This window comes from Nocardia sp. NPDC019395 (genome assembly GCF_040632335.1).
Lineage (GTDB): Bacteria > Actinomycetota > Actinomycetes > Mycobacteriales > Mycobacteriaceae > Nocardia.
Map to the genome: position 1 here is coordinate 1 of NZ_JBEYBT010000004.1, position 21,917 is coordinate 21,917.

Sequence of the window (21,917 nt, forward strand, 5' to 3'; positions counted from 1 at the left end):
GCCCGGTCCCATTCCGAACCCGGAAGCTAAGCCTGCCAGCGCCGATGGTACTGCACTCGACAGGGTGTGGGAGAGTAGGACACCGCCGGAACATACTTTCACGATAGGGGACCCAGATTCTGGGTCCCCTATCGTCGTTTCTGTATCGGGGTTGTGGCCCGTAAACTTGTGCTGAACAACAGTTCGTTGTGATCAATTCAGACGTTTTCATTTGAGAGAGGGAATCCGCCGTGCCGGAACACAGCGATGACCGGAAACCGTTCCGGCGCAATTCTTCCGGGGCGGATAGCGGATTCCGCCGGTCGGGGGGCGACGGCAAATCCGGCTCGGGTGGTGAGAAGCCTGCCGGCGACCGTGCCCGGAGTACGGGCGGCCGCGGCGGCTTTCGTCGTGACGACGCTTCGGGCGGAGGTCCGCGAGGCGACCGCACTGGTGAATCCCGAACCGGGAATCGCGGACGGCCCGCCTCCGGCGACAATCGGTTCGGTGGTGACAGCGGCCGCGGTTCCTACCGGGGCGACCGGGATCGCCCTGAACGCGGTGGCAGCTCGAGCGGCCGGGACAATCGTGCCGGCAGGTCCGATGATCGCGGCGGTTTCCGAGCGGGCGGAACGCGACCGGGGCGAGACGACAACCGCTCTGGTGGATACGGCGGCCGGGATTCGCGGGCCGGTGCGGACAAGCCCGAGCGTGGGTATCCGGACCGTGGCGAGCGCCGTGGGTCCGATCGGCGCGGCGGCGAGGACAGCGGTCGTGATCGGAGCTACCGGGATGCCGCGGGTCGGGTGGACCGGCGCCCGGATTCCGGCGACCGCCGGTTCGGTGAACGCGGTGGCCCGGGCGGTTCGGGACGTGGGGCCGATAGGACTCCTGGTACGGCCGGTGCCAACGGGTCGGCGGCGCACCGGGGTGACGATTCGCGTGGGCCGCGGCGCCGAGGTGGAGAAGGCGCTGCCCGGGGCTTGGATCGGCGCCCCCCACGTCCGGACGAACCCGATCTGCCCGATGATATTCAGGCCGGTGACCTGGATTCCGCCGTCCGGCGTGATCTGCTGAGCCTGGACAAGGGCAACGCGGAAACTGTCGCACGGCATCTGGTGATGGCGGCGCAGGTACTCGACGACGACCCGCGGCTGGCTCTGGCCCATGCGCGGGCGGCTCGGCAGCGTGCGGGACGGATCGCCGTGGTCCGCGAGACAGCGGGCGTAGTGGCCTACCACGCCGGGGAGTGGGCAGAAGCGCTCTCGGAGTTACGCGCGGCGCGCCGGATGTCGGGCGGTTCCGGGCTGCTTGCTGTGATGGCCGACTGCGAACGTGGTCTGGGCCGGCCCGAGCGGGCCATCGAAATCGGGCGCAGCGATGAAGGCCGGGCATTGACCGGCGACGAGGCGATCGAGCTGCGGATCGTGGTCGCCGGGGCCCGGATGGATCTGGGCCAATACGACCAAGCGGTGGTCACCCTGCAGACTCCGGATCTCGATCCGGCCCGCAGCGGTTCCGGTCCGGCGCGGCTGTTCTACGCATACGCCGACGCGCTTGTCGCCGCCGGTCGCACAGACGAGGGTTTGACCTGGTTCTTCAATGCCGCGTCGGCCGATCTCGACGGGGAAACCGATGCGGAGGAACGGGCAGCGGAGCTCACCGGAGGTTCCTGACAACCCGAGGACGGGCTCGTACCCGCCGGTGAGCCGCGTACAACGGGGCACCTGTGCGGTTCTCGGTGGCTCGGGTGCTGTTCCGGATGTCGTGCACGGCGGGGTGCTCGCCCGGACATCGGCTGAATATCTGGGCGAGGACGTCGATCACGCAGGTGTGATGGACCAGTTGAGCTCTGTACGGAGGTCGCCGGGGTCCATCTGTGGGTTCGGCTCGGTTATATAGACCTCCCACCTGGCGGTTCCCGGGGTGAGGTCCCGCTCGGTGATCCAGGAGTGCAGGAGATCCCAGCTGCGGCTCAGGCCGTCGAAGGAACCGTGGTGCACAAGACGAGCGATCTGCCCGGCTGGGAGCCGGTCGGCAATGACCTCGCCTTCGGGACGGATCGGCCGGTTGACGGGGAAACCTACCGTGATGTCCATTGTGTGCTCGGTGATGGTGCCGTAGCGGGCGAGTGCGGGGCCGGTGATGGTGATGGCCTGCGCGGCGATGACGGTTGCCAGCCGGCTGAAGGACGCGTCGAAGAAGTCGCGAATTCCTTCCGGTGAGATCCGGCCGTGGACGGCCGCGAGTATCGATTCGGCGATTTCGAGCACCTGTGGTTCGGCAGTCCGATCGGCGGACTCGGCGGCCATATGTTTCCTCCAAGATCGTTGTCCGGTGGTCGCGTCGTGCGCGGCCGGATGCTTCTCGACTACTACGACGTCGTTCTCGGTGCAGAGTCATCGTTCCTGCCTCCGGGGCCGGCTACGGCTGGGCCCGGAGAGCGATCATTCCCTGTCCCTGTCCCTGTCCCTGTCCCTGTGCCTGTGCCTGTGCCTGTGCCTGTGTGCGGCGGGTGGGCTGGGTGGGAGCCGGCTACGCAGGACGACGTAGGGTCCGGGTGTGCGGGAAGCGAGTGAAACGCCACGGTTGCGGGATCGGTACGAGGCGCTGCTGCTGGATCTGGACGGGACCCTCTACCGCGGATCCGCGGTCGTCGAGGGCGGGCCGGCGGAACTGGCCGGGGGGTCACAGCGGCTGATGTATGTCACGAACAATGCGAGCCGGGCTGCCGGCGCGGTCGCGGACCATCTCGCCGAGCTGGGATATTCGGCCGGGGAAACCGATGTGGTGACCAGTGCGCAGGCCGCGGTGCGGCTCCTGGCCGAACGCGTCGAGCGTGGCGCGGAGGTCCTGGTTGTGGGCACCGACGACCTGGCAGCCGAGGTGAAGGCCGCGGGCCTGCAACCGGTGCGGCGGGCGACGGATTCCGTGGCGGCGGTGGTGCAGGGGCATTCCCCGCAGACCGCGTGGCCGGATCTGGCCGAGGCGTCGTATGCCCTGCGCGCGGGCGCGATCTGGGTTGCTGCCAATACCGACCGGACACTGCCGAACGAACGGGGCCTCGCCCCGGGTAACGGTGCGATGGTCGCCGCGCTACGGGCGGCGTCGGATCGCGAACCCGTGGTCGCGGGTAAACCCTGTGCACCGCTGCTCGATGACGCGCTCGCGCGGGCCGGGACCCGGGCCGCCCTGGTGGTGGGCGATCGCCTCGATACCGATATCGACGGTGCGGAGAACGTGGCAGTGGATTCGCTGCTGGTGCTCACCGGCGTCAGCACGGTCGAGGAACTGGCCGGGCTGCCCGAAGAACGGTGGCCGACCTATATCGCCGGCAGCCTGGCCGCGCTGAACAATGCGCCGGTCGTCGGCGGCATAGGCGAGCCGGCCGCCATCCGGCGTGAACTGCTCGCGCATCCGGACCGGGCCCTGCGGGTTCGCGCGCCTCGCTCGGAAATCCGATAGCGTTGACCTCACGATGACTACCCCGAATCCCCGCCCGAACAACCCCGGCGCTGCCCGGCCCGGGGTGCCGCTGCCCGGTCAGCATCTGCCCGGAGCTTCCGAGCAGAGCGAACCCGCGGATCCGGAACGGATCCGTGCCGACGTCCGTGAACTGCTCGCCGAACTGGCCACCGGGCCGATCGGCGATGGCGCGGCCGGGAACGATACCGCTGGCACCGACCTCGCCCGCCGTGCGCACATCCTGGAACAGGCACATGATGTGCTGGTCCAGGCTCTGGCGACGGTGGACAAGATCTGAGGTGGCCAGGCGGGCGCGGGTGGACGCGGAACTGGTCCGCCGCGGATTGGCGCGGTCACGCGAACATGCTGTCGAGCTGATCGGCGCCGGGCGGGTGCTGATCAACGGGGCCGTCGCGGTGAAACCGGCGACAGCGGTGCAGACCGGGACACCGCTGATCGTCAAGGACCAGGTCGACGAGGTGGTGTGGGCGTCGCGCGGTGCGCACAAACTGCTGGGCGCGCTGGCGGCTTTCGAGCCGCGAGGTCTGACTGTCGCCGGACGGCGATGCCTGGACGCCGGCGCGTCCACCGGTGGGTTCACCGATGTGCTGCTCGATCGCGGGGCGCGGGAGGTGGTGGCAGCGGATGTCGGCTACGGCCAGCTGGTGTGGCGGCTGCGTACCGATGATCGAGTGCATGTTCTCGATCGGACCAATGTCCGCTCGCTCACACCGGACGATATCGGTGGACCGGTGGAAACGGTGGTCGCCGATCTGTCGTTCATATCGCTGAGTCTGGTGCTGCCCGCGCTGGCCGCCTGCGCGGCGCCGGGTGCCGATCTGCTGCCGATGGTCAAGCCGCAGTTCGAGGTCGGTAAGGAACGTGTCGGGTCGGGGGGCGTGGTGCGTGACCCACAGCTGCGGGCGGATGCGGTGTGCGCGGTGGCCGCCGCGGCCGCGGAGCACGGGCTGCGGACACTGGGGGTGGTGGCCAGTCCCTTGCCTGGGCCCTCCGGGAATGTCGAATACTTTTTGTGGCTGCGCCGGGAGGAAACCGCCGGTGAAACGGCCGGCGAGGTGGCGGAGATGGTGCGGCTGGCGGTCGAGGAAGGTCCACAATGAGTGCGGAAACCGGCCGGCCCAGAGAGATACTGCTGGTATCGCATCCGGGTCGCGCCGAGATAAGTGAGACGGCACATCGTGTCGCGAAAATCTGCGCCGAGGCCGGTATCGGCCTGCGGGTACTCGCCGACGAGGCGTACAGCACCCGCTTCGACGCCGACTGCGAACCGGTCACCGAATCCGGTGGCTATCCGGTGCAGGTGGTGGCGCATGAGCCGGATGCGGCGCTGGGTTGCGAAATGGTACTGGCGCTCGGCGGCGACGGTACGCTGCTGCGCGCCGCGGAATTGGCTCGGCACGTCACTGTACCGGTGCTCGGGATCAACCTGGGCCGTATCGGGTTCCTGACCGAAGCCGAGGCCGAGAATCTGGACGAGGCACTTGCCCAGGTGGTGCGGCGGGACTACCGGGTCGAGGACCGGATGACCATCGATCTCAGCGTCCGGCTCGACGACGAGATCATCGAGCGTGGCTGGGCGTTGAACGAGGCCAGTATCGAGAATGCCGCGCGCATGGGAATACTCGAAGTGGTACTCGAGGTGGATGGGCGGCCCGTGTCGTCGTACGGATGTGACGGAATCCTTGTCGCGACCCCTACCGGTTCCACGGCGTACGCATTCTCGGCGGGTGGACCGGTGGTGTGGCCGGAACTGGAAGCGCTGCTGGTGATTCCGAGCAACGCCCACGCTCTCTTCGCGCGGCCCCTGGTGACCAGCCCGGATTCGCGGATCGCGGTCGAATCGGTTGCCACCGGCCATGATGCGATAGTTTTCCTGGATGGCAGGCGCACCCTCGCACTGCCGCGGGGCGGCCGGGTCGAAGCGGTCCGGGGTGCCGAGCCGGTGCGATGGGTGCGGCTGGATTCCGCGCCGTTCGCGGATCGGATGGTGCGCAAGTTCGAGCTGCCGGTAACGGGTTGGCGGGGCCGGCGGCGAACGGAGGGCACACGTGCTGACAGAGATAAGAATTGACGGACTGGGCGTTATCTCCACGGCCACCGCGCAATTCCACGAAGGGCTGACGGTGCTCACCGGTGAAACCGGAGCGGGCAAGACGATGGTGGTCACCAGTCTGCACCTGTTGAGTGGTGCCCGCGCGGATGCCGGACGAGTGCGGCTCGGCGCGAATCGTGCGGTGGTGGAAGGCCGGTTCACCCTCGACGAGGTGAATTCGACGGCTCGCGGGGAAGCCGAACTGGTACTGGAAGCGGCTGCCGCCGTCGCGGACGACGACGGCACGGTGATCGCGATCCGCACAGTGGGCAGCGACGGGCGGTCCCGGGCGCATCTGGGCGGCCGCGGTGTTCCGGCTTCGGTGCTGTCGGATTTCACCGCGCCGCTGCTGACCGTGCACGGGCAGAACGACCAGCTGCGACTGCAGCGCCCCGAACAGCAGTTACGCGCTCTGGATCAGTTCGCGGACGCGACGGTGGGGCCGCTGCTCGGCGAGTACACCGACCGGCGCCGCGCCTGGCTGGACGCGCGGAACACACTGCTGGAACGCACCGCGCGCAGCCGCGATATGGCGGCCGAAGCCGAACGCCTCACCCAGTCGCTGGCCGAAATCGACGCGGTCGCACCGGAGCCGGGTGAGGACGAACGCCTGGTCGCGGAGGTCCGGCGGCTCAGTGATCTGGATTCGTTGCGGGAGGCGGCGGCCACGGCCCATGAGGCGCTGGCGGGTCCGGAAGACAATCCGGGCGAGAACGCCGGGGCGCTGGATGCACTGGGCGCAGCGCGCTCCCGTATCGAAGGAGCCGAGGACCCGGCGCTGGCGGCGCTGTCGCCGCGGCTGGCCGACGCGATCGCTGTGGTGGTGGATCTGACCACCGAATTGAGCGGATACCTGGCCGATCTGCCGTCCGATCCCGGTGCGCTGGAATCCATGCTGACCCGGCAGGCCGAACTGAAATCGCTGACCCGCAAATACGCACCCGATATCGACGGAGTGATCGCGTGGGCGGACGAGGCGCGGACCCGGCTGGAATCGCTGGATGTATCGGAGGAGACGCTGGCGGCGCTTGCCGCCGAGGTCGAGGCGGGCGCCGCACGGGTGCGGGACGCGGCGGTGAAACTGTCGGAGGCGCGTCACGCCGCGGCGGGGGCGCTGGCCGCGGCGGTGAGCGAGGAACTGAGCGGGCTGGCGATGGGTAAGGCGCGGTTGGAGGCGGTGGTCCGCCCGGTTCCGGCCGGACCGCAGGATTCGGCTCCGCTGCTGATCGACGGCACCGAACTACATGCCGGGCCCGCCGGCGTCGACGAGGTGGAGTTCCGGCTGGCCGCCCATTCCGGGGCGCAATCGCTGCCGTTGAGCAAGAGCGCGTCCGGTGGTGAGTTGTCCCGGGTGATGCTGGCTCTCGAGGTTGTGCTGGCGGGTAACGAACACGGCGCGACCATGGTGTTCGACGAGGTGGACGCCGGTGTCGGTGGCCGGGCCGCGGTCGAGATCGGCCGGCGGCTGGCCCGCCTCGCGCGCACCCATCAGGTGATCGTGGTGACCCATCTGGCCCAGGTCGCGGCGTTCGCCGACACGCACCTGGTCGTGAACAAATCCGACGACGGTGAGGGTGCCGTGGACTCCGGGGTTCGCGCCCTGACGCAGGACGAACGGATCGTCGAGCTCGCCCGGATGCTGGCCGGGCTCGACGATACCGAAACCGGCCGCGCGCATGCCTGGGAACTGCTCAATATCGCGCGCGCGGAGCGTATCGCGGCGCGCTGACCCAACCACGCCCGTCACGCCTGGGACCCGGTTCGGCGATGGATCCCGCGGCGGATAGTTCGGCCGTGTGGGTTGCTCGCCGTCGGCGGGTGGCCCGGACCTCCCCGATGCCGCGCCGATCCGGCTGCCGGAACCACCGGGGTCGTTTGCGGCCGGAACGGCGTCACGGTGTGCGGTGAGCGGGCCGGCGGATCAGCGGACGGCTTTTTCCGCGGCGGCGATGAACTGATTGATCAGGCCTTTCAGTCCGACCTCCAGCGCCTTCGCGGGTACGGGCAGGGACGGCTCGGAGGTCATCGTGTAGCTGACGCGGGTGCCGTTGTCGGCGTCGGCGAAGGTGATCACGCCGGTATGGCTTTTCACCGGAGCACCCTTGACGATCTTGTATTCCATCCGCTCGTTCGGCACCAGCGCGGTGATCTCCTCGACCACGCCGACCGGTCCGAGTCCGATTTTGTGCTGGGCGCCCACGCCTTCGCGTTCGGTGGTGCCCGGTTTGACGAGGGTGATATTCACGGCGAGATGGGGGTTGATGCTCTCGCGGTCGGCGAACAGTCGGTACACGGTCGCACGCGGGGCGGCGATCACGGTGTCGACGGTGGTGCTGGCCATGGAGTCTCCTCTTCGAATAGCTGTGCCCGGCAGCATACGGCGCCGCCCGGCGGGTCCCCGCGTGGAGCCGAGCGGGCGGGCGTGGCCGCGGATAGCTGATCGATTGCCTGAATGCGGGCCGGTCAGCGGCGTGTCTCCACCGAAGGTTGAGGGTTTACCGACATCATCGCTGCATGAGGATGCTGGCGCTGCTGTCGAAGAGTCCCGAGACACTGCCCGGCCGGACCGGGATCGCCCGGGTCGACCGTGATACGCGACGGCTGCTCGCGCGGCTGGAACCAGGGGATATCGCGGTCCTCGACGAAATGGACCTGGATCAGGCCGTCGCCGACCGGCTGATAGCGGCCGGAGTGACGGCGGTGGTGAACACCTCACCGTCGATTTCCGGCCGCTATCCGAATGTCGGGCCCGAGGTTCTGGTCGCCGGGGGTGTGCTGCTGCTGGATACGGTGAGCTCCGATGCGTTCGGCAGAATCAAGGACGGCGCCCGGGTACGGATCGACGGCGGTGTCGTCTATGCCGACCGGCTCACCCGGAAGGAACCCGAGGCCCTCGTCGAATGCCTCGAACTGGATGAGGACGCGATCGCCGAACGTATGCGTGAGGCGCGGGACGGACTGGCCGAGCATCTGGAATCGTTCGCCGGCGACACACTGGAGTTCATCCGGGCCGAATCGTCGCTGCTCATGGACGGGATCGGCGTGCCCGGGCCGCAACTGGACCTGAACGGGCGACAGGTGGTGGTGGTCGGTGCGGGCCCCGGGCATACCGAAGACCTGAAGAAGCTCAAACCGTTCATCAGGGAGTACACCCCGGCAATGGTCGGTGTCGGTATCGGCGCCGAGGCACTGCGGCGGGCGGGCTACCGGCCCGATCTGATCGTCGGGAATCCGGACGAGCTCACCACCAAAACGCTGACCTGCGGAGCCGAACTGATCCTGCCGGCGGACCTGGACGGCCGGGCCGACGGTCTGGATCGAGTGAAGGAGCTGGGTCTGGGCGCGGTCACTTTCCCCTGTTCCGGGACGCCTGCCGATCTGGCGCTGCTGCTGGCGCATCACCACGGGGCCTCGCTGATCGTGACGGCGGGCGCGAGCGCCTCGCTGGAGGAATTCTTCGACCGCGGCCGCCGGGACAGCAACCCGGCGACATTCATGACCAGGCTGAAGGTCGGCGAATCGATTATGGACGCGACCGCGGTGGCCACGCTGTACCGGAGCCGTTTCTCGGGGGTGATCACGGCACTGCTGATCCTGGCGGTGCTGGGGGTGGCGATCGTGGCGATACTCGCGGCCGGACACGGCGGCGAGATGCTGGCGGGGGTCCAGGAGATGCTGGACCGCGTGGAGCTGTGGGGCAGGGGATTCGTCGAGGGGGCGGGATAGCTACGGCGGCTGTCGGGTGATCTTCATCCGGTCCGGCACCGCGTGGGTCGTGGCCGGAGTGGTACGCGGCTACGACCCGCCGGCTCGTTGCTCCGCGCAACCGTTCAGCACTCGCCGAACGGTGGTACGGAACTCCCGTGGCGAGCTCTGTGATCGCCGGGGATGTGGAGGAAGTGGCCGGTGGTGTCTCCGGGGCGGATGAGGAACGCAGTACCGCGGTTCTGTTCGCATTCGGGGAAGGCGGATCGGGCGATCAGGTGGTTAACCGGGAGTGGCGGTCGATTGTCGGGCCGGTTTCGTGTTACCGTGAAGACCCGTGGGTCATACACGGATTCAGGCGCGCACGGCCACCAAACACATTTTCGTGAGCGGTGGTGTCGCCTCTTCACTCGGTAAGGGTCTCACCGCCTCCAGTCTCGGTCAGTTGCTGACCGCACGGGGACTACGAGTCACCATGCAGAAGCTCGACCCCTATTTGAACGTCGATCCCGGCACCATGAATCCGTTCCAGCACGGAGAAGTATTCGTGACCGAGGACGGCGCCGAGACCGACCTCGATGTCGGGCACTACGAGCGGTTCCTCGATCGGGATCTGTCGAAGGACGCCAACGTCACAACCGGCCAGGTCTACTCGTCGGTCATCGCCAAGGAGCGGCGGGGCGAATATCTCGGCGATACGGTACAGGTGATCCCGCATATCACCGACGAGATCAAGGCGCGCATCCTGGCGATGCGCGGCCCGGACCTGCAGGGACACGAACCGGATGTGGTGATCACCGAGATCGGCGGCACGGTCGGGGATATCGAATCCCAGCCGTTCCTCGAAGCCGCCCGGCAGATCCGCCACGATGTCGGCCGCGACAATGTCTTCTTCCTGCACGTATCGCTGGTGCCGTATCTGGCGCCCTCCGGTGAGCTCAAGACCAAACCGACCCAGCATTCGGTGGCGGCGCTGCGCAGTATCGGTATCCAGCCCGACGCGCTGATTCTGCGCTGCGATCGCGAAGTCTCGGCCGGGCTGAAGGGCAAGATCGCGCTGATGTGCGATGTGGAGGCCGAGGCGTGCATCTCCACTCCTGACGCCCCGTCGATCTACGACATCCCGAAGGTGCTGCACCGGGAAGGGCTCGACGCCTATGTGGTGCGCAAACTCGGGCTGCCGTTCCGCGATGTCGACTGGACCATCTGGGGTGATCTGCTCGACCGGGTGCACGCGCCGCGGGAAACGGTGGAAGTCGCGCTGGTCGGAAAGTATGTGGACCTGCCGGATGCCTATCTGTCGGTCACCGAGGCGCTGCGGGCCGGCGGTTTCGCGCACCGGGCGAAGGTGAAGCTGCGCTGGGTGCAGTCCGACGATTGCGAAACCGCGGCCGGTGCCCAGGCCGCCCTGCGCGATGTCGACGCGGTGCTGATCCCGGGCGGATTCGGGATCCGCGGGATCGAGGGCAAGGTCGGTGCGATCCGGCACGCCCGCGATCGCAAACTGCCACTGCTCGGGTTGTGCCTGGGGCTGCAGTGCATGGTTATCGAGGCCGCGCGTTCGGTGGGACTCGCCGACGCCAACTCCGCCGAATTCGAACCGGACACCGAACACCCTGTGATCTCCACCATGGCCGATCAGGAGCAGGCCGTGGCCGGTGAGGCCGATCTGGGCGGCACCATGCGCCTCGGCGCGTATCCGGCGGTACTGGAGAAGGGGTCGGTGGTGGCCCGGGCCTACGGTGCCACCGAGGTGTCCGAACGGCATCGGCACCGCTACGAGGTGAACAACTCCTACCGTGACAAGATCGCTTCCGGCGGGCTCCGGTTCAGCGGCACCTCGCCCGACGGGCATCTGGTGGAGTTCGTCGAACTGCCCCCGGATATCCACCCGTTCTTCGTCGGCACCCAGGCGCATCCCGAACTGAAGAGCCGCCCGACCAGGCCGCATCCGCTGTTCGCCGAATTGATCGCCGCCGCGCTGCGGTACAAACTCGCCGAACGGCTTCCGGTGGATATTCCCGGTGAGCAGGAAATGGCCGGCGCCGCCGAGCAGACCTCATGAGCGGCACGGACCCCGTGCCGGGGACGCACGCCTTCCGGACCGTCGACAGCACGGTGGTCTACAGCGGCGCGATCGTGGCCCTGCGGCTGGATCAGGTCGAAATGCCGGACGGGCGGGTCGTGGAGCGGGAAGTGGTCGAACACCACGGGGCGGTCGCGGTGGTCGCCGTGGACGACGAAGGTCGGATCGTGCTGATCCGCCAGTACCGGCATCCGCTCGGCGAGCGGCTGCTGGAACTGCCGGCCGGACTGATCGATATACCGGGGGAAGATCCGCTCGAGGCGGCGCGACGGGAACTGGCCGAGGAAACCGGGCTGGCGGCGCGGGAATGGTCGGTGCTCGTGGATGTGGCATTGTCACCGGGTTTCACCGACGAGGCGCTGCGCGTGTATCTGGCGCGGGGGCTCACCGAAACCGAGCGGCCCACGCCCGAACACGAGGAAGCGGATCTGGAACTGGTGCGGATGCCGCTCGCCGACGCGGTCCGGGCGGCCCTGTCGGGTGAGATCGTGAACGCGACCGCGGTCGCCGGGTTGCTCGCGTTGAGTACGGCCGGCGCCACGGATCTGCCGTTGCGTCCCGCCGACGCGCCGTGGCCCGGTCAGCCGAGCGCGTTGCTGCGCCGTCGAGCGGCGCAACAGGCCGCGGACTGAGAGCGGGTTGTGCGGTGCGCGAGGTCGACGTCTTCCTGGATCATCTCGCGGTGGAACGCGGCGCCGCGCGCAGCACGCTGTCGGCGTACCGGCGGGATCTGGGGCGATACCAGGAGTACCTGAAGGACCGCGGTATCGGGAACCTCGAATCCGTTACCGCGATCGATATCGGCGAATTCGCGGTCGCGTTGCGTACGGGAGATTCCCGGCATCCGCCGCTGGCGCCGGGTTCGGTGGCGCGGGCACTGATCGCGGTACGCGGGCTGCACCGCTTCGCCGCCGCGGAAGGGCTGATCAGTACCGATGTCGCGCATACGGTGAAACCGCCGATGGTGGGGCAGCGGCTGCCCAAGGCGCTTCCGGTGGATCAGGTGCTGCGGCTGCTGGAAGCGGTCGGCGCGGATTCCGGGGCGGGTGGGGACGCGGGTGCCCGGGGGCTGCGGGATCGAGCGTTGCTGGAACTGCTGTATTCGACCGGTGCGCGGATCTCGGAAACTGTCGGGCTCGATATCGACGACCTCGATCTCGAGGGACGCGCGGTTGTGCTGCGGGGGAAGGGTGGTAAACAACGGATCGTTCCGGTCGGACGTCCCGCGCTGGCGGCGGTGGACGCCTATCTGGTGCGTGGGCGGCCTGCGCTGGCCGCCCACGGCCACAGTGGTGTGCGGTCCTCCGGGGCGGGCGCGGCGCTGTTTCTCAATGTCCGCGGCGGACGACTGTCCCGGCAGAGTGCCTGGCAGGTTTTGTCGCGTGCGGCGGAGCGCGCCGGGATCACGGCTACGGTTTCGCCGCATACGCTTCGGCATTCGTTCGCCACTCATCTCCTCGACGGCGGAGCCGATGTCCGGGTGGTGCAGGAGCTGCTGGGGCATGCGTCGGTGACGACGACTCAGATCTACACGCTGGTCACGGTGGGGACGCTGCGGGAGGTCTGGGCGACCGCGCATCCCAGGGCGCGATGAGAGCGGTGGGGTGTGAAGGTGGCAAGCACGGCCGAAATCACGCGGGGCCGGAGGCGCGCCGATAAACACAGGAACACGCCGTGGCCACACTGGGCGCTCGAGTGCTGTCAAGCGGTAGCGTCTAGGGGGAGCCGGACCGTGGCGAAAGCGAGACCGTGCCTTGATCGGCCTCGTTAAGCTCTACGAGGTGACGGGCAGGAACGTATAAGGAGCAGCGGAACGTGACGACAGTCGGAGCGGGCGAACCGCCGAGGGGCGCCGAGAACGACGAGCGTGCCGCGTCCGTGTGGGGTGCGGGTCCCGAGCCCGTTCCCGCGAACGCCGAGCTCGGTCCGACCGGGCGGCCGCTACGCATGGTCCCGGATCCTCCTGTGCCCTCGCACGAGGGCAGCGCGCTCATCGTGGCGATGTGTAATCAGAAGGGCGGAGTCGGGAAGACCACGTCGACCATCAATCTGGGTGCTGCCCTGGCGGAATACGGGCGGCGGGTGCTGCTCGTCGATCTCGATCCGCAGGGCGCGTTGTCGGCGGGGCTCGGTGTGGCGCACCACGACCTGGATCAGACCGTGCACAACCTGCTGGTCGGGGCACCGGTCGGCGTCGACGATGTACTCATGCAGACCAAGGTCGAGAACCTGGATCTGATGCCGAGCAATATCGACCTGTCCGCGGCGGAGATCCAGTTGGTCAACGAGGTCGGCCGGGAACAATCGCTGGGCCGGGCGCTGGAACCGATCCGGAATCGGTACGACTACATCCTCATCGATTGCCAGCCGTCGCTCGGGCTGCTCACGGTGAACGCGCTGGCCTGTTCCGACGGGGTGATCATCCCGATGGAGTGTGAGTACTTTTCGCTGCGTGGTCTGGCGCTGCTCAACGACACCGTGGAGAAGGTGCGGGACCGGCTGAATCCGCGGTTGAGCCTGTACGGCATCGTGGTGACCATGTTCGATGCCCGGTTGTTGCATTCCCGTCAGGTGATGGCGCGTGTGGTGGAGGTTTTCGGGGAGCTGGTGTACGACACGGCGATCGCGCGGACCGTCCGGTTCCCGGATGCCAGCGTCGCCGGTGAGCCGATCACGACCTGGGCGCCGAAATCCAGCGGTGCCGAGGCGTATCGCGCGATGGCACGGGAAGTCATCCACCGGTCCGGTCGGTGAGCGCGGCATCTGAGCCTGCACCGTCGAACACCAGCGAATCCGGCGATACCGCGGGCGCGGCGCCGGAGAAATCCGGTTTCCATCTGCGGCTGAGCAATTTCGAGGGCCCGTTCGATCTGCTGCTGCAGCTGATCTCACAGCGCCGGCTGGACGTTACCGAGGTCGCGCTGCATCAGGTCACCGATGAATTCATCGCCTATACGAAGGCGCTCACGGCCGGCCTGGCGGAGCCGGGGAATTCGCTGCGCACCGACAAGATTCTGGATCAGACCACCGAGTTCCTGGTGGTCGCGGCGACCCTGCTGGATCTGAAGGCCGCGCGTCTGTTGCCGTCGGGGGAGGTGACGGATCCCGACGATCTGGAATTGCTCGAGGCGCGAGATCTGCTGTTCGCCAGGTTGCTGCAGTACCGGGCGTTCAAGCAGGTCGCCGAACTGCTGTCCGAACTCGAGGCCGCCGCGCTGCGCAGGTATCCGCGGGCGGTGAGCTTGGAAGAGCGGTTCGCGGGGCTGCTGCCGGAGGTTACGCTCGGGGTGGACGCGGCTGGGTTCGCCGAGATCGCCGCGGCGGCGTTCCGGCCCCGGCCGGTACCGACGGTGGGGCTGGACCATCTGCACGCCCACACGATCTCGGTCGCCGAACAGGCGACCCTCGTTCTGGAACTTCTGCAGGCGCGTGGTGCGGGAACGTGGACCACCTTTGCCGAGCTGGTCGCCGATTGTGCGGCCCCGATCCAGATCGTGGCGCGCTTCCTGGCCCTGCTCGAGCTCTATCGTGGCCGGTCGATCGAGTTCGACCAGCCCGATCCGCTGGGCCCCCTCGCGGTCCGCTGGACCGGAGAGGACACCGCGGCCGCGCCGCCCACTATCGAAGAGGACTACGGATGAGCGAGTCAGGCCCGGAGGAGGGAGCGCAGCGGGACCACGCAGGGCCCTCGCGCAGTAGGAGAGGGGACGGTATGAGCGAAACTGTGACCGAATTCGCGCCCGAGTCGCTGGACGACGCCGAATTGCGCGCCGCGCTCGAAGCGCTCCTGCTCGTGGTGGACACTCCCGCGCCGGTAGAGCAGCTGGCGACAGCACTGGACGAGTCCCCGAGCCGGGTCGAACAGGCGTTACGTGAGATGTCGGCGGAACTGGCGTCGCGGCACAGTGGAATCGATCTGCGTTTCGCGGGGGACGGGTGGCGCTTCTATACTCGCAGCGAGTACGCACCGTATGTGGAGCGTATGTTGCTCGACGGCGCCCGGTCGAAGTTGACCCGGGCGGCTCTGGAGACGCTGGCGGTCGTGGCATACCGTCAGCCGGTGACCCGGGCTCGGGTCAGCGCGGTGCGCGGTGTCAACGTCGACGGTGTGATGCGTACCCTGCTGGCCAGGGGATTGATCACCGAGGCGGGCGCCGACCCGGAAACCAACGGCACGCTGTACGGCACCACCGAACTGTTCCTGGAGCGGATCGGACTGGCGTCGCTGAGCGATCTGCCGCCGCTGGCGCCCCTTTTGCCGGGCGTCGACCTGATCGATGAGATCAATGACAGTCTGGAGACGGATCCCCGTTACACCAGACTGCGTAAACCCGCCGAGGACGATCTGAATCTCGGCGCCGAGGATTGACAGGAAACCGTGAATACACCCGCTCGCCGAGATGGCACACCGGATCGTAGACAACGCGGCGACCAGCCCAGCAGGGCCGGTCGCGGGCGCGGCGCACCCCGCGGGGCGGGTGAGGCCCGCCGGGGAGGTAGCGAATTGCCCCGAGCTGGCCGCGCCGGGGGGACACGTAGCGCGGAGCGTGGGGCGCGCAGTGAACAGGCCCAGCGTGGAGGACGTGCCGGAAACCCGGACGCGCCGATGGGCAGGCGCGGTGCACGTCCGCAGCCGGGTCGCGGTGGTTCCGCGACGCCGGCGCGTGGTGGTTCGGCCACATCCGGGCGGGGTGCTCCCGGATCGAGCCGTGGTGGTTCCTCTGTCGCCGGTCGTGGTGGTCCCGCGGCATCCGGTCGTGGTGGTTCCGCGGCAGCCGGGCGAGGTGGATCCGGTGTAGCGGGTCGTGGTGGTTCCGCGGCCGGATCGCGGACCGGCGGGCGTCCGGGCAGCGGCGGTCCGGCTCGCAAGAGCCAGACACCTCGGTCCAGTGGTCCGCCGCAGCTGAACAATGCCAAACCGGCCCGGCGCCAGCATGTGGAACATGATGAGCCCGCCCACGAGAAAATGCCCTGGGGTGAGGGCGAACGTCTGCAGAAAGTCCTGGCCAAGGCCGGGGTGGCATCGCGGCGGGCCGCCGAAGAGATGATCGACCGGGGCCGGGTCGAGGTGGACGGCATCATCGTGCGCGAACAGGGTCTGCGTATCGACCCGGAGAACGCCGTCGTGCGGGTGGACGGTATCCGGGTGGTGGTGCGTGAGGAACTCGTACATCTGGCGTTGAACAAGCCCAAGGGCTGGCAGTCCACGATGTCCGACGATCTGGGCCGCCCCTGCGTGGGCGATATCGTGGCCGAGCGGGTGGCGGCCGGGCAGCGGCTGTTCCATGTCGGCCGGTTGGACGCCGATACCGAGGGGCTGCTGCTGCTCACCAACGATGGTGATCTCGCGCATCGGCTGATGCATCCCTCGTATTTGGTGTCGAAAACCTATCTCGCGACCGTGCAGGGCGAGGTGCACCGCTCCATCGGGAAGATCCTGCGTGACGGCGTGGAACTCGAGGACGGCCCCGCCACCGTGGACAAATTCCAGGTACTGGATGTCGACGCGGGACGCTCACTGGTGAAGGTGGTGTTGCACGAAGGGCGCAAACATATCGTGCGACGGCTGCTGGACGCGGTCGGTCACCCGGTGACCCGGCTGGTCCGTACGCATATCGGCCCGGTGGTACTGGCCGATCAACGGCCGGGCACCCTGCGGGTACTCGGGCGTGACGAAATCGGAAAACTCTACGAGGCGGTGTCATTGTGAAGGGGGTCGTTGTGAACGGCGTCGAAGCTCCGGTAGGGCTCATCGCGGACCCGGCGGGCGACCGGTCGCTGGTCGTGGCGATGGACGGACCCTCGGGTACCGGTAAATCCAGTGTTTCGCGGCGTTTGGCGGTGCGCCTTTCGGCCCGCTACCTCGATACCGGGGCCATGTACCGGGTCGCGACCCTGCAGGTGCTGCGCGCCGGCGTCGATCCGGCGGATACCGGCGCGGTCCTCGCGGCCGTGACCGATATGCCGTTGCGAATCGGCACCGACCCCGATCGTGAGCTGATCGAACTCGACGGCGACGATGTGCGCGGCGAGATCCGCGGCCCCGCGGTGACCGCGGCGGTATCGGCCGTATCGGCGGTGCCGGAGGTACGCGAGCAGTTGGTGGCGCTCCAGCGGGAGATCTCGGTCAGCGCCGGCCGGATCGTGGTCGAGGGCCGGGATATCGGCACCACCGTACTGCCCGACGCTGATGCCAAGATCTATCTGACCGCCTCCGCGCAGGCCCGTGCGCATCGGCGCAATCAGCAGAATATCGCCGAGGGCCGCGGCGACGACTATGCCGGCGTGCTCGCCGATGTCCAGCGCCGCGATCGCCTCGACTCGACCCGCGCGGTCTCGCCGCTGCGGTGCGCCGAGGACGCGGTGCAGATCGACACCAGCGATCTGACGATGGACGAAACTATCGAAGAGCTGTATCGCGAGGTCGCCCGGCAGCTGGACCAGCCGCGCGATCGGCATGCGGCGCGTCGCCGGGGAGCTGCCGGATGAGCGGGGACACCATGAGCGATGTACTCGCCGGAGACGGCGTATGGAGTGACGAAACCGACTGGGAGATCACCGATCTCGCGGACGACCCGGAAGCCGGCGACCATCTGCTGATGCCCACCCTGGCAGTGGTCGGCCGCCCGAACGTGGGGAAGTCGACGCTGGTCAACCGGATCCTGGGCCGTCGTGAAGCGGTGGTCGAGGATGTACCCGGTGTGACGCGCGACCGCGTGTCCTACGAGGCGACCTGGGCGGGCCGCCGCTTCTGGGTACAGGACACCGGTGGCTGGGAACCGGACGCGAAGGGATTGCAGCAGTCGGTGGCCCGTCAGGCCGAACTGGCCATGAACACCGCCGACGCCATCCTGCTGGTCGTGGACGCGGTGGTCGGCGCGACCGCCACCGACGAAGCCGCGGTGAAGGTGCTGCGCCGGGCGAAGACACCGGTGATCCTGGTCGCGAACAAAGTCGACGACCAGCGCATCGAATCCGACGCGGCCGCACTGTGGTCGCTGGGGCTCGGGGAACCGCGGATGGTGTCCGCGGCGCACGGACGCGGTACCGGGGACCTGCTCGACGATGTGCTCGAGGTGCTGCCCGAAACACCCCGCGAGGACATCGGCCGTGTCGGCGGGCCGCGCCGGGTGGCGCTGGTCGGGAAACCGAATGTCGGAAAATCGAGCCTGCTGAACAAGCTGAGCGGCGACGAGCGGTCGGTGGTGCACGATATCGCCGGCACCACAGTGGACCCGGTGGACACGCTGGTGGAACTGGGCGGCAAGGTGTGGCGGTTCGTAGACACCGCGGGCCTGCGCCGCAAGGTGGCCAATGCCAGCGGGACCGAGTTCTATGCGTCGCTGCGTACCAAATCGGCGCTGGAAGCCTCTGAGGTGGCGATCATGCTGATCGATTCCTCGCAGCCGATCACCGAACAGGATCTGCGGGTGATCAGCCTGGTCGCGGATTCGGGGCGGGCGCTGGTGCTGGCGTTCAACAAATGGGATCTGGTGGACGAGGATCGCCGGTTACAACTCGACCGTGAGGTGGATCGGGACCTGATCCGGGTGCCGTGGGCGCAGCGGGTCAATATCTCCGCGCAGACGGGCCGGGCGGTGCAGAAACTGGTACCGGCCATGGAGACCGCGCTCGAGTCGTGGGATAAACGGATCCCGACCGGGCGGTTGAACACCTGGCTGAAAGAGGTTATCGCCGCGACCCCGCCGCCCATGCGCGGCGGCCGGCTGCCCCGGGTGCTGTTCGCGACGCAGGCGACCACCCGGCCGCCGACGTTCGTGCTGTTCACCACCGGGTTCCTGGAAGCGGGTTACCGGCGGTTCCTGGAACGGCGGCTGCGCGAGGAATTCGGGTTCGACGGGTCGCCGGTGCGGATCTCGGTGCGGGTCCGGGAGAAGCGCCCGAAGAAGTAGCTGGACCGCTCACCCGTCCGGGAGACGGGTGAGCGTAGGGGCGGGCCGCCGCGCCCGCCCTCTTCGCTGCGACACCTAGCTGATCTGCAGGACGAGTTTGCCGTGGGCGTGTCCGGACAGGCTCGCTGCGGCGGCTGTGCGCCAATCCTCCAGTGCGAAGGTGCCGGCCACCGGTACCGAGAAGCGGCCTTCGGACGCCAGCTGTGCGTATTCGCCGATCGCTTCGTGGCGCAGGGGGGCGTCGGGGCGGCCGAGGTTGATGCCGAGCTCGTTGGTTGAGCCGGGCGGGGCGAAGGAAAATACGTGTGCCGGTGCCTCGACGGTCCGGATGAGGTCGGGCAACACATTGCTGAACGGTGCCGCGTCGAGGGTGAGGTCGACCGCTCCGCCCGCGAGTGTCCGTACTCGCTCGACCATGCCGTCGCCGTAACCGGTGACTTCGGCGCCGGCGGCGCGCAGCGCGTCGGCGTAGGTTTTTCCGGCGGTGGCGATGACCCGCGCCCCGTGGCGAACCGCCATCTGCACCGCGGCGTATCCGACGGTGGTGCCCGCGCCGTGTATGAGCACGGAGTCGCCTGTTCGGATGCCGAGTTGTTCCAGGCCTCGACAGGCCGTTTCGACTGCCATCGGCAACGCGGCGGCGGCGGTCGGGTCGAGCCCCGGCGGGCGCGGGAACCAGATGTCGAGTAGCGCCTGTTCGGACGCGCCTGCGGTCGGTCCCGTGAACGGTGCCGGGCCGAGTACCGGTTCGCCGATCTCGACGCCGGTCACCCCGTCCCCGAGGGCGTCGACCGTGCCGGACACCTCGAGCCCGATGCCGCGTGGCAGGTCGCCGGGGAAGAGTCCGTCGCACAGCGCCCAGTCCGCCGGGGTGAGCCCGCACGTCTGGACCACGACGCGGATCTGGCCCGGCCCGGGTGTGGGCGGTGCGGTGTCTTCGAGCCGCAGGACGTCGAGCGGTGCACCGAACTCGTGGAAACGAAGGGTACGCATGTAGTTCTCCTCGAAGGCTTATGACAGCAGATGCTGTCGTCACTACGATAGCAAGTGACGACAGCATCTGCTGTCGCTATGATCGCTGAATGGCACGGTGGGAAGGCAACGCCCGTGGGCGGCTCGAACGCGCGGCGCTGGACCTGTTCAGCGAGCAGGGCTATGACCGCACGACGATCGCGCAGATCGCGCAGCGCGCGAACCTGACCGAGCGATCGTTCTACCGGTGGTTCGCCGATAAACGTGAGGTGTTGTTCGGCGGCGGCGAAGATCTCGAGCAGGTACTCGTCTCCGCGATACACGCCGTACCCGCGGACACCGCCCCGCTGCCCACGCTGCTGGCCGCGTTCACCGCTGCACCAGAAGTGTTGCGTCCACGCGAGTTCCTGCGGGAGCGGTCCGCGGTTATCGCGGCTAATCCGCAGTTGCAGGAACGCGAGCTGAGCAAGCTGGCATCGCTGTCCGAATCCCTCACCGCGGCCCTGGTGCAGCGTGGCTGCGACGGGCAGACGGCACGGCTGATCGCCGATGTCGGCATGGCCGTGTTCCGCCTGACCGCCGAACGGTGTATGGCCGATGAGCAGGCCGATTTCGCCCAGACACTATCGGCCAGTGCGGCCGACCTGATCGCCGTCACCGCGGACAGCATCCCCGACGGCTCCGGATCGTCAGCAGCCGAAAGATCGTGACCGGCCATTCCGTACTGCTCGAGGAGAAGTCATGGTCAGTCGTCGCACCCGGGCGTTATCGGTACTCCTGCGCCTGACCCGTAAGCGCGGGATGGACACTGCTGAGAAGGTGCGGGCCGCCATGGCCGAGCCGGCCGCGGAGCACACGCCCCCGGGGCGGTTCCGGCGGCGCTACCGGGTCGGCTGCCGGACGGTCGGTGGGTTCCCGTGTTACACGGTGACGTCGCGCTCGGGTGGGGAATCAGGTGTGGTCGTGATCTATCTCCACGGTGGGAGTTTCTTCCGGGAGATCAGCTGGTGGCATTGGCGGTTCATCGGACGCCTGGTGGCGGCGGGGCATCGGGTCGAGGTGCCCATCTACCCACTGGCTCCGCGCTACACCTACCGGGCTACCCCGCCGTACCTGACCGCGGTCTATCGGGATGTACTCGGCGAATTCGATCCCGCGCGGGTGGTGCTGGCCGGGGATTCGGCCGGCGGGACCTTGGCACTACTGCTCGCCCAGTTGCTGCCCGGGGCAGGACTGCCGGCACCTGCCCGCCTGATCCTGTTGTCGCCGTGCCTGGATATGCGGCTGTCGAACCCTGAGATCGATGGGCTGGAAGCTGCCGATCCGTGGCTGGCGCGGCCGGGTCTGCTCGAAGCCGGCCGGGTGTGGGCCGGCGGTGACGAGCTCGGCCTGCCGGCGCTCAGCCCGATCAACGGTCCGGTGGCGGGGCTACCGGAGACCGATATCTACATGGGTACCCACGACATCCTTTATCCGGACGCTCGACTGTTCGCGGAACGTGCCGCCGCCTCCGCGGAATGTGGCGGTGCCACAGTGCATTTCATCGAGGAACGGGCCGCATTCCATGTGTATCCCCTTGCGCCGGTGCCCGAGGCCGGGCCGGCTGTGCGCGCGATTCTGGCTGCTGTGGACGCTGTATCGGCGGAACCGCGACCCCGCCAGGGGAACTCGTGAACGGCCTGTG

General features: G+C 68.2%; 21 protein-coding genes and 1 rRNA gene. 19 read left to right on the forward strand and 3 right to left on the reverse strand.

What is annotated here, in order from left to right:
- Nucleotides 1-91: ribosomal RNA gene (gene rrf, locus ABZ827_RS13335) — 5S ribosomal RNA — on the forward strand; the annotation flags it as partial.
- A gap of 694 nt (nucleotides 92-785) precedes the next feature.
- A complete protein-coding gene (locus tag ABZ827_RS13340) occupies nucleotides 786-1,655 on the forward strand; it encodes a hypothetical protein (protein ID WP_357236683.1) in 870 nt (289 codons plus the stop codon).
- Between the two features lie 147 nt (nucleotides 1,656-1,802).
- On the opposite strand, the gene ABZ827_RS13345 is transcribed toward ABZ827_RS13340, so the two are convergent.
- Nucleotides 1,803-2,291, reverse strand: coding sequence for a GyrI-like domain-containing protein (locus tag ABZ827_RS13345; protein WP_357236684.1), 489 nt, complete (start codon nucleotides 2,289-2,291; stop codon nucleotides 1,803-1,805).
- A 250-nt stretch (nucleotides 2,292-2,541) separates the two neighbouring features.
- On the opposite strand from ABZ827_RS13345, the gene ABZ827_RS13350 reads away from it, so the two are divergent.
- The 5 genes from ABZ827_RS13350 to recN are packed head-to-tail and all read left to right on the forward strand — an operon-like array spanning nucleotide 2,542 to nucleotide 7,286.
- Nucleotides 2,542-3,444 (forward strand): HAD-IIA family hydrolase, encoded by a 903-nt coding sequence (locus tag ABZ827_RS13350; protein WP_357236686.1) that lies wholly within the window; start codon nucleotides 2,542-2,544, stop codon nucleotides 3,442-3,444.
- A 13-nt stretch (nucleotides 3,445-3,457) separates the two neighbouring features.
- On the forward strand, nucleotides 3,458-3,742 hold the full coding sequence (locus tag ABZ827_RS13355; RefSeq protein WP_357236688.1) for a hypothetical protein: 285 nt from the start codon (nucleotides 3,458-3,460) through the stop codon (nucleotides 3,740-3,742).
- Nucleotide 3,743: 1 nt separating this feature from the next.
- Entirely contained in the window at nucleotides 3,744-4,565 is an 822-nt protein-coding gene (locus tag ABZ827_RS13360; RefSeq protein ID WP_357236689.1) for a TlyA family RNA methyltransferase, read from the forward strand.
- Entirely contained in the window at nucleotides 4,562-5,536 is a 975-nt protein-coding gene (locus ABZ827_RS13365; RefSeq protein WP_357236691.1) for an NAD kinase, read from the forward strand. Before ABZ827_RS13360 ends, ABZ827_RS13365 begins: the two co-directional genes overlap by 4 nt.
- Nucleotides 5,514-7,286: a DNA repair protein RecN gene (gene recN / locus ABZ827_RS13370; protein ID WP_357236693.1), complete on the forward strand. Its 1,773-nt coding sequence runs from the start codon at nucleotides 5,514-5,516 to the stop codon at nucleotides 7,284-7,286. The genes ABZ827_RS13365 and recN overlap by 23 nt, the downstream gene beginning before the upstream one ends.
- A gap of 192 nt (nucleotides 7,287-7,478) precedes the next feature.
- Here the strand turns inward: recN and ABZ827_RS13375 are convergent, their stop codons facing one another.
- Entirely contained in the window at nucleotides 7,479-7,898 is a 420-nt protein-coding gene (locus ABZ827_RS13375; protein ID WP_357236695.1) for an SRPBCC family protein, read from the reverse strand.
- 173 nt (nucleotides 7,899-8,071) lie between these two features.
- Here ABZ827_RS13375 and steA point away from each other — a divergent pair, with 173 nt between their 5' ends.
- The 10 genes from steA (at nucleotide 8,072) to der (ending at nucleotide 19,261) form a co-directional block, all read left to right on the forward strand.
- Nucleotides 8,072-9,283: a putative cytokinetic ring protein SteA gene (gene steA / locus ABZ827_RS13380; RefSeq protein ID WP_357236697.1), complete on the forward strand. Its 1,212-nt coding sequence runs from the start codon at nucleotides 8,072-8,074 to the stop codon at nucleotides 9,281-9,283.
- A gap of 316 nt (nucleotides 9,284-9,599) precedes the next feature.
- Nucleotides 9,600-11,327: a CTP synthase gene (locus tag ABZ827_RS13385; RefSeq protein WP_357236699.1), complete on the forward strand. Its 1,728-nt coding sequence runs from the start codon at nucleotides 9,600-9,602 to the stop codon at nucleotides 11,325-11,327.
- The gene (locus ABZ827_RS13390; protein WP_357236701.1) at nucleotides 11,324-11,980 is read left to right on the forward strand and encodes an NUDIX hydrolase; all 657 of its coding nucleotides are present in this window, start codon (nucleotides 11,324-11,326) and stop codon (nucleotides 11,978-11,980) included. Before ABZ827_RS13385 ends, ABZ827_RS13390 begins: the two co-directional genes overlap by 4 nt.
- A 14-nt stretch (nucleotides 11,981-11,994) precedes the next feature.
- On the forward strand, nucleotides 11,995-12,942 hold the full coding sequence (xerD, locus tag ABZ827_RS13395; protein ID WP_357236703.1) for a site-specific tyrosine recombinase XerD: 948 nt from the start codon (nucleotides 11,995-11,997) through the stop codon (nucleotides 12,940-12,942).
- 353 nt (nucleotides 12,943-13,295) lie between these two features.
- Entirely contained in the window at nucleotides 13,296-14,102 is an 807-nt protein-coding gene (locus tag ABZ827_RS13400) for a ParA family protein (protein ID WP_357237405.1), read from the forward strand.
- Nucleotides 14,103-14,185: 83 nt separating this feature from the next.
- Nucleotides 14,186-14,989 (forward strand): segregation/condensation protein A, encoded by an 804-nt coding sequence (locus ABZ827_RS13405; RefSeq protein ID WP_357237407.1) that lies wholly within the window; start codon nucleotides 14,186-14,188, stop codon nucleotides 14,987-14,989.
- A 71-nt stretch (nucleotides 14,990-15,060) separates the two neighbouring features.
- Complete coding sequence (gene scpB, locus ABZ827_RS13410) at nucleotides 15,061-15,717, forward strand: SMC-Scp complex subunit ScpB (protein ID WP_357236705.1); 657 nt, start codon at nucleotides 15,061-15,063, stop codon at nucleotides 15,715-15,717.
- A 9-nt stretch (nucleotides 15,718-15,726) separates the two neighbouring features.
- Entirely contained in the window at nucleotides 15,727-17,058 is a 1,332-nt protein-coding gene (locus ABZ827_RS13415; protein WP_357236707.1) for a pseudouridine synthase, read from the forward strand.
- An 80-nt stretch (nucleotides 17,059-17,138) separates the two neighbouring features.
- Nucleotides 17,139-17,837 (forward strand): (d)CMP kinase, encoded by a 699-nt coding sequence (cmk, locus tag ABZ827_RS13420; RefSeq protein WP_357237409.1) that lies wholly within the window; start codon nucleotides 17,139-17,141, stop codon nucleotides 17,835-17,837.
- Nucleotides 17,834-19,261 (forward strand): ribosome biogenesis GTPase Der, encoded by a 1,428-nt coding sequence (gene der / locus ABZ827_RS13425; protein WP_357236708.1) that lies wholly within the window; start codon nucleotides 17,834-17,836, stop codon nucleotides 19,259-19,261. Before cmk ends, der begins: the two co-directional genes overlap by 4 nt.
- Nucleotides 19,262-19,336: 75 nt before the next feature.
- Here the strand turns inward: der and ABZ827_RS13430 are convergent, their stop codons facing one another.
- Nucleotides 19,337-20,254 (reverse strand): NADP-dependent oxidoreductase, encoded by a 918-nt coding sequence (locus ABZ827_RS13430; RefSeq protein WP_357236710.1) that lies wholly within the window; start codon nucleotides 20,252-20,254, stop codon nucleotides 19,337-19,339.
- An 89-nt stretch (nucleotides 20,255-20,343) separates the two neighbouring features.
- Here ABZ827_RS13430 and ABZ827_RS13435 point away from each other — a divergent pair, with 89 nt between their 5' ends.
- Both ABZ827_RS13435 and ABZ827_RS13440 read left to right on the forward strand, forming a co-directional pair.
- Nucleotides 20,344-20,943: a helix-turn-helix domain-containing protein gene (locus tag ABZ827_RS13435; RefSeq protein WP_357236712.1), complete on the forward strand. Its 600-nt coding sequence runs from the start codon at nucleotides 20,344-20,346 to the stop codon at nucleotides 20,941-20,943.
- Nucleotides 20,944-20,974: 31 nt separating this feature from the next.
- On the forward strand, nucleotides 20,975-21,907 hold the full coding sequence (locus ABZ827_RS13440; protein WP_357236714.1) for an alpha/beta hydrolase: 933 nt from the start codon (nucleotides 20,975-20,977) through the stop codon (nucleotides 21,905-21,907).
- Nucleotides 21,908-21,917: the final 10 nt, after the last annotated feature.